The sequence below is a fragment of the Salegentibacter tibetensis genome, assembly GCF_020164485.1.
GTDB lineage: Bacteria > Bacteroidota > Bacteroidia > Flavobacteriales > Flavobacteriaceae > Salegentibacter > Salegentibacter tibetensis.
This window is the reverse complement of record NZ_JAIQZA010000004.1, coordinates 23,158-38,237: the sequence shown is the minus strand read 5'-3', so window position 1 is coordinate 38,237 and position 15,080 is coordinate 23,158. Positions and strand designations below refer to the sequence as shown.

Genomic DNA, 15,080 nt, shown 5'->3' with positions numbered 1-15,080 from the left:
CGTATCTTTAGTTAAAGAATATCTTGATTACGAAACAAAGAGATGTCCCATTCGGGACAACATCCCGGTAGAAATCAAAATTAATTCAAATCCCCGTGCCTTTAGGTGCGGTATATAAACAAGCAAGTATGGCTAACACCTATACACAAATACATATTCAGACAGTTTTTTCAGTGCAAAACAGGGAAAGTTTAATTAAAAATGATTGGAAGGACGAATTGTATAAATACATCACAGGCATTATCCAAAATAACGAACATAAAGTGTTACAGATAAACGGAATGCCGGATCACATTCACATATTATTTGGCATGCGCCCCACGCAATCGCTTTCTGATTTAATGAAACAGGTAAAACAGGATTCATCAAAATGGATAAACAATAAAGGAGTTGTAAATGGTAGATTCTCCTGGCAAGCTGGATATGGCGCATTTTCATATTCAAAATTGCAATTGCCACGCGTAATTAAATACATTCAGAATCAACAAAAACATCATAGAACATTGACATTTCAGGAGGAGTATGTAGAGCTTCTAAGAACACACCATGTAGAATTTGATGAACGCTATATATTTAAATCAATTGAATGATCATATTCTGTACCTAACGGCACAGTATTATTCTCGAAAAACATTTCTTTACCGATAGATAGTCCCTAAGGGACTAAACCACTCTGCTCTCAAAGTGCAGAGGTATTTTACTAGAAACTGAAAGTCCCCAAGCTATTCCAATATGAAATTGGAATTATCACTCGAATCTCGGCGATGGTGCTCCAAATATTCATTAACCATCTCATCGGTAATATTTCCTGTACTCCACTCCATAACCACTAGCCCAAAAATGTTGCCCTAATATCGTTCCTTTAGTTTTGGAAATTCTTGTTGAAATTTTTCACCGATAGATAGTCCCTAAGGGACAAAACAAAGATAATGCAGTTAAAAATTACTATAACTATCTGGCGAAATCTTTTGAAGATCTTATGTCCCGTTAGGGACCATATATCGGTAGAAATCAGATTTAAACCCAAATCTCACGTGCCTTTAGGTACGAGATATAAGATATATTGGTTAACAGAACGATTTTATGTCCCGTAAGAGGACCATACGCCGGAAGCCCTTTTTGATAGGGGTCATGTTGAACCTTTTTTGCGATTTTAAAAATCAGGGAAGCCGGTGCAATTGAAATTAAAGAGATATTGAGTACCGGAGGTGCAAATAACCTGCAAAGTTCCATCCAATTGTCGGGTAAGCAGGCCTATGAGTTTTAAAGGTTGTCTCTTTTCTTTGACTCCTACTTCCTGGCAAATACGTCTACCTATAGCAATACCTCCCTAAAAGAAACGTCATCTGCTGCAAGCACCAGGACGGTAGTAGGCAATGGAGATATGCGCTTCTGCATCTTTTCGTAATATTCCATAAAATTATCATCGGGAATAGCCAGCCCAAGTAAAACCATATCGGCATCTTTTGAAGAATTATGTAATACCTCGTCGAAAGACCGTCCTTCTGAAACTATTATTTCAAGTTCTGCATCTATTCTTAACCTTGTAATAACCGAAGACAGATTCCGTTTTGCATCCTTTGCTGAGATTTTATTATCTACCATTATTTTTACTGTGACTTTCGCATCCCGCCATGAACGGCTGCCTTTTAACAGGTGTCCCAGGATCAGCAGAAGTCCGCCGTTACCTTTTACTCCTCCCCACCAGATATCTATTTGATTACGATCCCCAAAACCTTTTTTGTCATCATTAGCTATGATAATCACATTGCGATTAAGCTCATGAAAATGGGTGATCATATCGGCATATTTCTGTCTGTTTTCCTCATTTTCACTATCTCCGAGAATGACAGTGTTCGGTTTTACCGTGCCGAGTCCATAATATTTCACAAATTCACCTGCTCCCTGGAAAGCGTCTTTTGCTGAAATTACACTGGCAAAGCCTGAAGTATTGTTTTTCTCCAAAAAATCCTGAATATTATCTTCTATTTTTTCACGCCGGTCCTGGCTAATGGGTCTGCCGGTGAGTATGGTAGCTACCGTAAGTATGCCCCGGTCATGGCTGATGTTCGAAGCAAAGTCTATAAGATGCCAGCGACTGGTTGGAGCACCCGAAAGGATTAAAGGATTTGGCCTCCATGTCTTAGCCTCGCTCTCTTTTCTAAGGTTTAAAAGACCTGTGCGCACCAGGGTCATCCATATCCCCATTCGAACATCGCCCCAGGCAGTTTTCATTTGGCGTTTTTGCAACCAAAAGAAAATAGTTAGAATTACAATTAAGGCCATTGCTGTGGCCACAGGGTTTATAAGGAACATCACTGCTATACAACCTAAGGTTCCCAGTAATGAAAAAACCCAGTGTACTTTAAATTTTGGGCGGAAAGAGGGGCTATCCAGCATTTTTTCCAGACCGGCAGCAGCATTAAGTACTCCATAGGTAGTTAAGAAAAACATCGTTAAAACCGGAGCGATAATATTCAAATTTCCGAAGTAAACTGCGATAAGCGCTATACCTAACGTAAAAAGGGTAGCAATGCGTGGGGAATCATCATCTCCAGAACCTTTTCCAAGCCAGCCTGGTAGAACCCGGTCTTTTGCCAAAGCCTGAAGCACGCGTGGAGCACCTAATATACTTCCCACCGCACTGGAGAGGGTAGCTCCCCATACTCCTATTAATATGGCATCTCCCCAATATGACATCTTTCTCATAATAAGTGGATTTTCTATCAGGCTAAGGGCATCTGCGCGATTCGCCAGTATAACCGGCAAGGTCATATAGATAAGGTAACCTACACCAATCGCGGCGAAAGTACCTTTGGGAATAGACCTGGCAGGATCTTTAAGATCTCCAGACATATTAACCCCGGCCATGATACCCGTAACAGCAGGAAAAAATACGGCAAAAACGATCCAAAAACCTTCTGAATGCCTTTCTGCAGCACCCCACATTTCAATTTTTGTTTCTTCAATAGGACTTCCAAAAAACAGGGAAAGCAACGATAGAACAATCCCAAACATAATGAAGTATTGAGCACGGATTGCGATCTTAGCAGAGATAATAGCTAAAGCAGCTACTCCTATGGTAGTGACCAAACCAACCGTTTTAAAATCTAAGCTAGGAAATACGCTCACTATACTTTCTGCAAATCCTACCGTGTATAGAGCTACCGAGAGGGCCAGGGCGATGAAAAGTGGAATTCCCACGGCTCCCCCAACTTCAATCCCCAGCGACCTACTTATCATATAATAAGCTCCTCCCCCTCTTACCCGCTGATCTGTAGCAATTGCCGCAATAGATAAAGCTGTTAGAAAAGTAATTGAAACCGAAATAGTGACAATTAAAAGGGTACCAATTAACCCAACATTCCCCACTACCCAGCCAAAACGCAGGTACATGATAACACCAAGAATAGTTAAAATAGAAGGAGTGAAGACTCCTCCAAAAGTTCCTAATCCGCTTTTTTTGGAGGCAATAACATTTTCTTTTTCCCGTGGAAATCTCTTAAAAGGATTTTTCATGAATGGTTTTAGGTTCAATTTAGCTCCGTACAAAAGCGTACGAATTTATAGCTTCTTCCGGTTTCAAAATGTATTTTCAAGCGTATCCCTGCCAAACTTCTTGTCAAATATATAAGATTAACAAGATCCCTCTGGTATTTTTGAAGCTAATTATATATAAGAAGACTCACTTTTCAATAGGATTGGGAGCCCCCGCTTCAGTCAAATATTCTTAAGACGAATCGTATTCAAATTTAATGGAATTCGGAAATCTTTCAGTTTACAAAAACCATTGAATTATTTATGTTATAGTGATACTTGTCATATTTTATTTAGAGATTGAGCGGTAAATTACACTTCATTTTTAAAATAGGAATTCTTGAAATCAGTTTTTTTGATAGCCTTCTAATTTTAAAGCTTAATTTAAATTAAAATGAAAGTCATGACTTCAAATGATAATATTCAGCTGCTTGCTGAAAATTATATTGGCCGGCCTGGTTATATTTCAAAAGGAAAGCCCGAAATTATTCCGATCACCTATTATTATGATCCTAAAGAAAATAGCATTTTATCTTATTCTGGACAGGGAAGTAAAATTGAAGCCATGCGGAAAAATCCTTTGGTCACTTTTCAGGTAGATGAAATCACTACCTTAGAAAACTGGAAATCAGTTTTATTGTATGGCAAGTTTGAAGAATTAAACGGAATTGATACCAAATATATGTTGCACTTATTTTCTGAAGGGGTAAAAAAAACATTAAAAAATAAAGGAAAATCCTGTCCGGATTCTATCCAGAACTTCTCCAGTAAAACAGAAAACTCAGATACTCCTATAATCTTCCGCATTCATATTGATGAAATTAGTGGACGTCAAAGAGATTGAGAAAACTAAACGCTAAAATATTTCAAGACATTCATAAAACTATACCCCCCCAATTCCTTAAAAAACCCCAGGATAAAGACTTAAAATGTTTGTAATTTTTTAATAACTTTAACACAATTAATCAAATTCCTGGGGTTGAAAATTGCTGATTAAGCCATAGAATATGATCCAGATCATATTAAAAGTAGGCTTCCGGTTCTATTTTTACTTTGTGAAAAACTGCTAAAATATGGCGGGATCTGTAAAAAAACGAAACTTCTTCCAAAAGCTGCTTCCTCCTCCCAAATGGAGATTAATAGCGACCCTTACACTGGGAGCTTTTTTAGGTCTTGGATTCTATATATTAAAACTCAGCGTCTTATTTATCTGATGATCCTAAGGCCTGTATTAACTGCCACGTAATGACTCCTCAATACCTTACCTGGAATAAAAGTCCCCACCGGGAAGTAGCCAGTTGTAATGATTGTCATGTACCTCAGGACAATGTATTTAATCAGTACTATTTCAAAGCGATGGACGGGTTGTACCATTCTGCTGTCTTTACTATGCGTGCAGAACCAGAAGTGATCGTAGCCCGGGAAGCTTCTGCAGAAGTTATTCAGAATAATTGTATTCGCTGTCACGATACCCGGGTTACAGATGCAAAATTACTGGCAACTATAGATGATCACGAATTTCACAGGACAGATCGTACCTGCTGGGAATGCCACAAAGAGGTGCCCCATGGCAAGGTGAAGAGCCTTTCTTCGGTAGGCCACCAAATTGAACCCATTCCCGTACATATCCCGGAAAAGAGAGATATTATTCCAGAATGGTTAAGATCTTACATAAGTGATGAAGAAGGTGATACGATAAACCAACCAGCGCCATAAAAAAGGAACTAATTGATCGAAAATAAGTACTAGACACTAACCACCAAACCAATGAAAAACTGGATAATTTTAATCGTAACGATCATAGCAGTCTTTCTGCTGGCATTGCTTGCCAATTCAATAATCTTCTAAATGATGGAAGAGTATGCAGGAATTAAGTATGGTAAATGAGATGTCTATCACCATTGGCTTATTTCTTCTTGCCGTAGGTACCTTTCTGGGAGGTGTTTGGGCAAATGAAAGCTGGGGACGATATTGGGCCTGGGATCCTAAAGAAACCTGGGCTCTCATTTCTATCATGGTTTACGCTTTTGTATTGCACCTAAGGCTTATTCCAAAATTAAAAAACTCCCTGGTACTCAATGTCGCCAGTTTATGGGCTTTTTCGTCTATAATTATGACGTCTTTTGGGGTAAACTATTACCTCTCAGGGCTGCACTCCTATGCTTCCGGAGATCCTGTACCTATTCCCGGCTGGATCTATTGGTTAGTGGCCGGACTGTTGCTTATTACAATAATGGCTGTATTCCGTTACCGAAAATTATCAAAAAAAGAGCGGAAGAATTTATTGGCTGTATAGAAAAATCAGCTCAGGACTTGAGCCTCACTAATATAACGTTGGGAGGTTAATTGGGATTTCGCAGATTGCCGTGTCCGGTATAAACCGGACTCGCAATCACGAACCAAAAAGCTAAAAACAAACTCACCCAAAATTCGGCACAGAGAATCGAGAATTCACAACTGAAAAGAAAACCCGAACACCAAACAACAAACACCTAAACCCTACCCAACAACCTACTCCTGGCATTATCGAGAAGCTCAACAGCCTTATCCACATGTTCTATTTTAGTGCGGAATGCCAATAGGGCCATTCTAATCACAAAACGGCCGTTGATATTGGTAGAGCTAAAGAATACCGTGCCGTCATTGTGGATTTCCTTAAGAAGTTTTTTATTAAAATTAGTTTCATTTTCTGAAAGCGGCCACCAGAAATAACTTACCGAAAGGTCGGGTTCAGGGCCCAGGGCGAAACCTTTTTCTTTCAATTGCTGACGGAAGTAAGCCGTGAGCAACAGTTTTTCTTCAAGACAGGCCACAAAAGGCTTTATCCCGTGTAATTGCAATGGCAGCCACAAGCGTAGGGCCCGGAAATGTTTGGTAAGTTCAGGAGAGACATCGGCGGGATTTATCTCCGAATCATTTTCAACGGCATCCTGCATATAATTTGCACTTCGGTGATGAGAATGAAAAACCGCTTCCCTGTCTTTTACTAACACTGCTCCGAGTCCGAAAGGCAGAAAAAGCCCTTTATGCGGATCTACCGCCAGGGAATCTGCTTTTTCTATACCTTTAAAAAGATGTTTTCGCTCTTCGCTAAGGATGAAAAATCCCCCGTAGGCGGCATCCACGTGATACCAAAGTTTATTTGCTTTGGCGATCTCTCCCATTTCGTTTAAAGGATCCATGGCTCCTGTGTCGGTGGTTCCTGCGGAAGCAATCAGCAGGAATGGATTTAAGCCTGCAGCTTTATCCGCCTCCAGTTTTTGTTTTAAATCTTCAGCAACAATCCTTGAAGTTTCGTCCAGCTGTAGTTCACGGATAATCACATCTTCCAGTCCGATAATTCTTAAAGCTTTCAGGTTGCAATGATGCAACTGCGGACTCAAATAAACCACGCTTTTTTCGATGGCAGCTCCTTTAATTCTGTGTTTATCTCTTGCAGAGGTAAGGGCGATCAGGTTCGCGATAGAACCACCTGAAGTGAGGTTTCCCACAGCCGATTCAGGAAAACCAAAGAGAGACTTCATCCAGTTGAGAAGTTCGTGTTCCATGGCAACCGCTCCCGGGGAAGCGAAAGACATCCCGGCATATTCATTGGTAATATCGGCCAGATAATCGCCAAGGGCAGAAGCAAAGATCCCTCCGCCTGGAATATACCCCATATAACCTCCCGAGGCAGGCTTTATCCCCTTTCCAGCCACCTCCTTCGCAAAGATCTTCAGGATCTCTTCCAGAGGTTTAGGCTCCTCCCCCAGAGCCAAAGCCTCTTGCAGGGGCATTTCTGAAGAATAGGTCCCAAAAGTAGATAGTCCATTTAGAAAGCTATTGGAATAATCATTTACCTTATTAAAGTAAGTGTCGCGCTGTCCGGGGCTAGGTTCCAGACCGGCAGATATCTTCTGCAGGGCAAAAATCCGGGTTTTTAGATTATCCATCAGAGCTTATTTTACAGACAAACCTAAAGAAAAAATCCGGGATTAGATACAGGCTATTATCACTTTCAGATCAAGACTTTTCTCTTAATATGCTACAACTAATTAAGCTGAAAAAACCATTTATTATTGCAAGCTGCCCTGAATGCCTGCAATTCGTTGGTGACTCCGATACTAAAGGGGATTAAATCTAACTTCAAGAATGATTTTTCTTAATCATTTTTTCTGCTGGTATTAAAGAGTTGATAGAGGAACTTAAATCTCAAAAGGATTATTAAGCAGGCTTAGCAAAAGCTTCTTTTTTTTGGTAAATTGAAGAAATTAAAACCTTAGTTATGTCTGCTTTGCTATCAAATACCGTCTTAGGGTACGCCCTGATAAGCGGCGCAGTTCTCCTTGCCGTGGGAATCTACACCATCATTAAACTGCGGAAACAAGTTAAAAAAGTCAAAGAGAAGGAGGAAAGAAAGAAATCCGGGAAACGGTAAAAGGTTTAGGGTTCGGGGTTTATTGTTTGAAAATCATTGTTGTTCGGTAAAAACTAAAACAATTTCCTGAATCCTTGCAATCACCTGACTTATATTATATTTAGCCCCGATGGGGCTTCTCTTTTCGATGACAAACTTTTCTACCAGTATATAGTCCCGATGGGACTAGAAACAGCTCCGTTAGGAGCGAAATGTCGGTAAAAAATAAGTGTTTGCGTTTTTTTAAGCCTCATAGAGGTGAAATATAATAGTCATTCTTTTTTATCAACCAATAGTATTTGAAAATTTAAAACCGGGAACAGAGACTAATAAAATATTTTATATTTGAAATTATTCATATCAAAACCAGTTTTTAAACATGATAAGATCCACCTTAACCCTATTCCTGTTATTCTTTATATTCCAACTAAGCACCGCCCAGGTAGAAAAAGCCCCACCACGAGCTGAGGGGGAGGGTCCCTGGCCGCAACTTATCATAAGGGGCGTGACGCTTATTAACGGGAACGGTGCCCCACCAACGGGACCGGTGGACATAGTGGTTAATAAAAATCGTATCACCGGGGTTCATGTTGTGGGTTATCCCGGAGTGGAGATCGATGCATCTAAAAGACCTGAGTTGAAAGCAGGTGGAAAAGAAATAGATGCCACAGGAATGTACCTCCTTCCCGGTTTTATAGATGCGCACGGGCACATTGGTGGCAGTGCACAGGGAGCAGATGCTGAATATGTTTTTAAGCTATGGATGGCTCACGGAATAACCACGGTTAGAGATCCTTCTGCCGGGAACGGACTAGACTGGGTATTGGACCAAAAAAATAAAAGTGCAGCCAATGAGATCACTGCCCCCCGTCTTTATGCCTACACCGCATTTGGCCAGGGAAGCAAGGAAGATATCTCCAGCCCGAAACAAGCCCGGGAATGGGTAAGGGAAAATGCAAAACGAGGAGCAGATGGAATAAAATTCTTCGGCGCTCCACCAAAAATCATGGAAGCGGCCCTGGATGAAAATAAAAAAGTTGGATTAAGGGCTACGGCCCACCACGCTCAAATGGCAGTGGCCAAATGGAACGCGCTTCATTCGGCACGGGCGGGACTTAATAGTATGGAGCACTGGTATGGCCTACCCGAAGCTCTGTTCACAAACCGTACGGTGCAAGATTATCCCGCCGACTATAATTATAACAATGAACAGGACAGGTTCCGTGAAGCAGGAAAACTTTGGGAGCAGGCTGCGGAACCCGGTAGTGAAAAATGGAACTCCGTGATGACAGAACTCCTGAAACTCGATTTCACTCTTTCCCCTACTTTCAATATTTATGAGGCCAGCCGAGATCTAATGAGAGCACGCACTGCCGAGTGGCACGCTGACTACACCCTGCCTTCTCTCTGGAAATTCTATCAGCCCAGCAAGATTTCCCACGGTTCCTACTGGCACTTTTGGGGTACAGAAGAAGAAGTGGCCTGGAAAAAGAATTATCGCAAATGGATGGATTTTGTAAATGAATACAAAAACCGCGGGGGTCGTGTTGTAGCAGGATCAGATTCCGGGTTTATTTTTCAGCTTTATGGTTTTGCATATATACGAGAGCTGGAATTACTGCGGGAGGCCGGCCTGCATCCTATGGAAGTTATCATGGCAGCCACCCTTAACGGTGCAGAGGTATTAGGAGTAGAAGATGATCTGGGATCTGTAGAAGTGGGCAAGCTGGCAGATTTTGTCCTGGTGGAAGAGAATCCCCTTGCCAACTTTAAAGTACTTTATGGTACCGGCGCCATCAAACTTACAGATGAAAACGAAGTAGTGCGTGTTGGCGGGGTGAAATACACTATCAAAGACGGGATAATCTATGATGCTAAAAAACTGCTTCAGGATGTAAAGGAAATGGTAGACAGGAAAAAAGAAGAGTCCGGATTTAAATTTAATCAACCCGGAATAAAGCAGTAATCATGGAATTTGATACCATTGTTGCGACCAGCTTCAACACGTTAAGACAGAAATCCCCACTATAAAATATAGAAGAAACTCACTGTCTCTTCCGTTTTAAGAAAAAACAAAAAAAATCCTGTAAGCCTATAACTTACAGGGTTTTTGTTTTTGTAGAAGCAGATATAAATATCTTGCTAATAATTAGAAAAAAGCGGTTCTATTTTCAAAGAATTTCTAATATCAATTATTCTCTCCTAGTCCTATCGTTCTTTATTTTTTCATAAAAAATTAAGATTAAAAATCCTCTTAAGTTCTGCTTATGAACTATCTTTAAGAGGTTTACCTCTATAAAAGTGCATATCATGAGAGTTTCAGTACAACGAAAAAATATCAAGTTTATGCCTGACTCAAGTCGGGTTGTGGCCCGGTTTTTTATGAATGGTGATCAAAGAACTCAAGATCTTGTGGCCAGGATTTTAGCGATGAGTGACTTCCAGGTTAGTCAAACCTTAGAACAGACCTTAAGGGAATTTTCCAGACGACACCGTAATATTTCCAAGGTCTTTTTTAGACATTGCTCTAATATTCAACATATTATTGAGGAAATGCAGGTTAACTATACCGGTCTTTCTGATGAAAGAAAATTACTCATAGGTTCTTATTGCACCATGGAGTTTGCTTTGGAATCGGCCGCCTTTTTCAATCCTTCTATGATTGAAGATTTTGACCAAACCTATTTAGAAAAAGGCGAAAAAAGAGTGATTATTTCCTTTAGGGCCACTGGAGAAGGCCATATTTCATCATTAGTATTTAGAAGGGGAATCCTGGATAAAAATAATGATCTGCATTTAATGAAAATCGGCAATCATATTGATAAAGCAGAGATCCTACATAAAAAATTATATGATAAAAAGCGCTTTATAGAGCGACTTGCAGAAATGGAAATTCCTACAAAATTTTCAAACGCTATCATGAACAGGCTACCAGATAAATTTGAATATTATTCTTTAAAACAGGAAGTAAATAGAATCCTGGAGGATACGAATATGATTGCTGAAAGAAAAAGAGCTCTTAAAGAAATGACCTGGTTGGTAGATTCCTTTTACGACATTGAATTTAAACACGATGCAGATCTCTCGGCCCGCGTAATTTTCCCAATTTCACAATCGGAAAGCAGCGGGATAGAAGATGCCCGATTTGTTAGGTTTATTGATGAAGATGGCGAAATAAAAGTATATGCTACCTATACCGCGTATAATGGTCACACCATTCTGCCTAAACTTCTTTATACCGATGATTTTTATACTTTCAGGATTATGCCACTTCATGGCGAAGGAGCTCAAAATAAGAATTTAGCGCTTTTTCCTACAAAAATAAAAGGTAAATATGCGATGCTGGCGAGAATTGATGGGGTGAACAATTATATCATGTATTCTGAAAGAACTACATTATGGAAGAATCCTGTGATGCTTCAGGAACCAAAATATCCCTGGGAATTTACACAAATTGGCAACTGTGGATCGCCCTTATATACCACAGAAGGCTGGTTAATTATCACGCATGGTGTAGGACCAATGCGTCGTTATTGTATTGGAGCTTCACTTTTTGACCTGGAAGATCCTACCAAAGAAATAGGCAGACTTGAAGAACCTTTAGTTACACCACTTGAGCATGAAAGGGAAGGTTATGTTCCCAATGTGGTTTACTCCTGCGGAGCATTAATTCACAACACAAGCCTTATATTACCCTATGCCCTATCAGACTACTCTTCTACGTATGCAGTTGTGAATTTGGCTGAATTATTTAGTGCTTTGAAGAAAAGGTAAATACTTCATTTAACTGATTTCTTTTTTATTGTAGCTTTATAAGCTTCTACATAAGCATCGACCATGGCTTCCAGACTGAAATTTCTGACTGCATAGTCTCTACAGGTTTTGGTATCAATTTTATCTAAAGCTTTTATCGCGAAAACAGCATCTGAAATATTCCCCGGTAAAAATCCGGTTTTTCCCTCTATGATTAGTTCCGGCATACTTCCTCTTTTAAACGCGATTACCGGTGTGCCGCACATCATAGCTTCCAACACGCTTAACCCGAAGGGCTCTTCAAAAAATATGGGATGTAGTAACGCCTTTGCCCCCCCAAGTAATTCATCCCGTGCTTCGGGGCCTACATTCCCCAGGTAATGAACATTTTTATTATCTATAAAAGGTTTTATTTCTGAATTAAAATATGCTTCATCCTGAATAAGTCCGGCAATTTTTAGCGGGAAACCTGCCTTCCTGGCAATCTCAATAGCGGCGTGAGCTCCTTTATGTGGATGTATTCTTCCGAAGTAAAGTAAATAATTCTCTTTGTGTTTTCCGAAAGTAAATTTTCCAGGATCAAGACCATGATAAATAGTAGTGAGATAGTCGAGTTCTTTATTTCTGTCTGAATTTGAAATAGAGACATAAGAGGTTGATGCATTGTACTTCTTATAAACCAGAAGTATTTTGGGAGATGAAAAACCATGAATAGTGGTTAACATTGGTGTTGTAATAAGACCTGAATAACTCAAAGGGAGAAAATCGAAATGGTTGTGAATTATATCAAATCGGTCAGCTTGCTCCATTAGATGACTTATGTGCAAACATTCCATCACTTTTGGGTCATTCTCCTTATCAATTTCGTAGGGTAGTTTGCAGACCCATTTCAATTTTGCTTTAGTAATGGAATTGGCCGTTGCAAAAAGCGTTACCTCATGGCCTTTTTCGACTAATCCCTCGGTAATATTTGAAGCCACCTGTTCCCAGGGGCCGTATTTTTCTGGAGGCGTACGCCAGGCTATTGGTGATAAAACTGCAATTTTCATCAGTTATTAACCATTATTTTTGGGAGATTGGCAGATTTAAATTCTTCGGTTTTATAGAGTTCATCATAAGCCTGGAGAACGGTAAGATGGGAAATTAAATACGCAAGTGAACTCTCTGCGCCCTGATTTCTATTGACTCCGTATTTTTCAATTCCATCACAGCAACCTTTGGTATCAAAATCATAAAGGCTCATTCGCAAATCGTTCTCACCTAAAAACCACATAAATGAAAGAAATAATTTATTTAAAAACTCTTTATCCTTTGTAAGCAAAAATGCCTGATAATACATAAGCACCATTGCCAAAGCGTCTACAGGCTGTTGTGCGAACATAGATCTTTCCCCGCCTTTTACATACCAATTCTTATTACCTATAATTGAAAGATATCCATTTTTTAAAGTTTGTTCAGTAAGAAATTCCATAGATTCCAGAGCTATCGTTTCTATATGGTCATCATTTAAAATTTGGGTAGCGTGAAGTAGAGATAAGGGTAAAATTCCATTATCGTAGGCAAGTAAAGTTTCAAACCAATTCCAATCTTTAGAGCTATTTTCCTCATAATGTGTTACTAATTTTGAGCTTAGGTTCTTTAAGCGCATAATCATTTCTTCGTCGGCGGGATTACTTTTCAAGTAGTAACATATCCCAATAATAGTATAAGCAATGCTTCGAATAGATTTTATTTTTTCAAAATTTGGTACCGCGTTAAAGAAAACCAATTTTCCATTTTGATAATAGGCATCATTTGGTGCATTGCCCATTAAATATCCCAGAGCCCAAATGGTCCTTCCAAAAGAATCTTCGGAGCCGGTTATATCTAAAAAATTTCGGTTAAAGCTTAGAAAGTTCCTGAATGTTCCATCTTCATTCTGCATATAATGAATGTAACTAAGATAAATAGGCATTAACTCCAGCGCTAAAGGATTTTTTTTCTGGTTGTAAGCCATTAAAGACATTAACAGAGCCCTTGCATTATCATCCAGGCAATAACCTTCTTTAAGGTTGGGAATTCCAAATTTTGCGTGCTGTATAATTCCCGTATCATCGGTTAACCTTTTAATATGAGCCAGGGAAAATGTTGGAAGTAGTAAAGGATCTATTATGCTTCCCTCTTCATTTACACTTTCTTTCTTAGGCGATTTTAGAATGCTTTTGGCGAGTTCTAAATATTTCTCCCCTATCCTGGGCCATTTAATTTCTTTGCCATATTTATATGCTTTCTCTTGAATACCTTTTAATTTTTCGGGATTATCTAATAACTCATTGAGTGTAAAAGCAAGGTCATCGGGATCGTTAAAGTTGAAAAGGCAGCCTTTACCACCTTGAAGCAACTCTGCAGCGTGCCAATATGGGGTGGAAACCACCGCACAACCAGTACCCATAGCATAAGAAAGCGTACCGCTGGTAATCTGGGCTTCGTTAACATATGGGGTTATGTAGATATCGCAAGCAGATAAATATCTAAACAATTCAGTTTCATCAATAAACTCATTTAATAATAAAACGTGCCCCTTAAGCTTCAGGTTTTTAGTAAGTAATTGTAGATAATTCCTGTATTCTTCCCCCGAACTGCGTAGCACATTAGGATGTGTTTTTCCTAAAACCATATAGAGAATATCAGGATGTTTTTTGATGATTTGAGGTAAGGCTTTTATTACAGTTTCAATTCCTTTATTCCTACCGATAAACCCAAAAGTCATTAATATTTTTTTCTTCTTCAGTTTAAATTCTGCCTTAGACTGTTTTCTATCAAAATGAATATCGGGCACCCCATGTGCTATTAAAGCTATTTTTGTTTTTGGAACATCGTAAATAGAAGTTAAAAAAGCAATTGCCATTTCACTCATTACAACCACTTTATCGGCCATTTTACAAATTTCCTTTAAAATTGCCTTTTCTGTATAGGAAGGATTTTCAAGAATAGTATGCAAAGTGACAATTATCGGAATGTTTACGTGATGCAATAATGGCAGAATATAAACTCCTCCATTTCCTCCAAAAATTCCAAATTCGTGTTCAAGTATACAGATATCGGCACCGTTGGAGTTGATGAAATTTGCTGCTTTTAGATAATCGGCTTGTTGTTCCTGTCGAATACATAGTTTTACCTCGGGTGGGTATGAGTACGTTTCATCGTAATCGTTCATAGCAATTATCAGACGCTTATTAAGTTTTTCGCCCTGATGATCTTTTGCGGTCATTGCAAACGCCAGATTTTGGGTAAAAGTTCCAATACCACATTCTCTTGGCGGATATGTACCTATATAAGTGATTTTCATTTTGAACCTGCTTTAATATTTATTTCAGCATTTATCCTTTTCATTTAGCTATAGTTAAAGCACTTC

The 15,080-nt window shown here is 39.3% G+C and carries 9 protein-coding genes and 2 pseudogenes; 6 read left to right on the top strand and 5 right to left on the bottom strand.

The window, feature by feature from the left end; genetic code table 11:
* Positions 1-128: 128 nt before the first annotated feature.
* A complete protein-coding gene (gene tnpA / locus LB467_RS03020) occupies positions 129-590 on the top strand; it encodes an IS200/IS605 family transposase (protein WP_224472541.1) in 462 nt (153 codons plus the stop codon).
* Between the two features lie 132 nt (positions 591-722).
* On the opposite strand, the pseudogene LB467_RS19580 reads toward tnpA, so the two are convergent.
* Positions 723-890, bottom strand: a pseudogene (locus LB467_RS19580) (transposase); the annotation flags it as partial.
* A gap of 424 nt (positions 891-1,314) precedes the next feature.
* On the bottom strand, positions 1,315-3,519 hold the full coding sequence (locus tag LB467_RS03015; protein ID WP_224472540.1) for an amino acid permease: 2,205 nt from the start codon (positions 3,517-3,519) through the stop codon (positions 1,315-1,317).
* A gap of 421 nt (positions 3,520-3,940) precedes the next feature.
* On the opposite strand from LB467_RS03015, the gene LB467_RS03010 reads away from it, so the two are divergent.
* The 3 genes and pseudogenes from LB467_RS03010 to LB467_RS03000 all read left to right on the top strand — a co-directional run.
* A complete protein-coding gene (locus LB467_RS03010; protein ID WP_224472539.1) occupies positions 3,941-4,381 on the top strand; it encodes a pyridoxamine 5'-phosphate oxidase family protein in 441 nt (146 codons plus the stop codon).
* Positions 4,382-4,782: 401 nt separating this feature from the next.
* The gene (locus tag LB467_RS03005; protein WP_237690394.1) at positions 4,783-5,253 is read left to right on the top strand and encodes a NapC/NirT family cytochrome c; all 471 of its coding nucleotides are present in this window, start codon (positions 4,783-4,785) and stop codon (positions 5,251-5,253) included.
* Between the two features lie 142 nt (positions 5,254-5,395).
* A pseudogene (locus LB467_RS03000) lies at positions 5,396-5,833 on the top strand (cytochrome c biogenesis protein); the annotation flags it as partial.
* Positions 5,834-6,029: 196 nt separating this feature from the next.
* On the opposite strand, the gene LB467_RS02995 reads toward LB467_RS03000, so the two are convergent.
* Entirely contained in the window at positions 6,030-7,469 is a 1,440-nt protein-coding gene (locus LB467_RS02995; protein ID WP_224472537.1) for a pyridoxal phosphate-dependent decarboxylase family protein, read from the bottom strand.
* 843 nt (positions 7,470-8,312) lie between these two features.
* Here LB467_RS02995 and LB467_RS02990 point away from each other — a divergent pair.
* Together LB467_RS02990 and LB467_RS02985 are read left to right on the top strand one after the other, a co-directional pair.
* Positions 8,313-9,899, top strand: a complete 1,587-nt coding sequence (locus LB467_RS02990) for an amidohydrolase family protein (RefSeq protein ID WP_224472536.1) — start codon at positions 8,313-8,315, stop codon at positions 9,897-9,899.
* 380 nt (positions 9,900-10,279) lie between these two features.
* Positions 10,280-11,707, top strand: a complete 1,428-nt coding sequence (locus tag LB467_RS02985; RefSeq protein ID WP_224472535.1) for a glycoside hydrolase family 130 protein — start codon at positions 10,280-10,282, stop codon at positions 11,705-11,707.
* A gap of 5 nt (positions 11,708-11,712) precedes the next feature.
* Here LB467_RS02985 and LB467_RS02980 read toward each other — a convergent pair whose 3' ends face one another.
* Positions 11,713-12,735, bottom strand: a complete 1,023-nt coding sequence (locus tag LB467_RS02980; RefSeq protein ID WP_224472534.1) for a glycosyltransferase family 4 protein — start codon at positions 12,733-12,735, stop codon at positions 11,713-11,715.
* Entirely contained in the window at positions 12,735-15,014 is a 2,280-nt protein-coding gene (locus tag LB467_RS02975; RefSeq protein WP_224472533.1) for a glycosyltransferase family 4 protein, read from the bottom strand. Before LB467_RS02975 ends, LB467_RS02980 begins: the two co-directional genes overlap by 1 nt.
* Positions 15,015-15,080 lie beyond the last annotated feature (66 nt).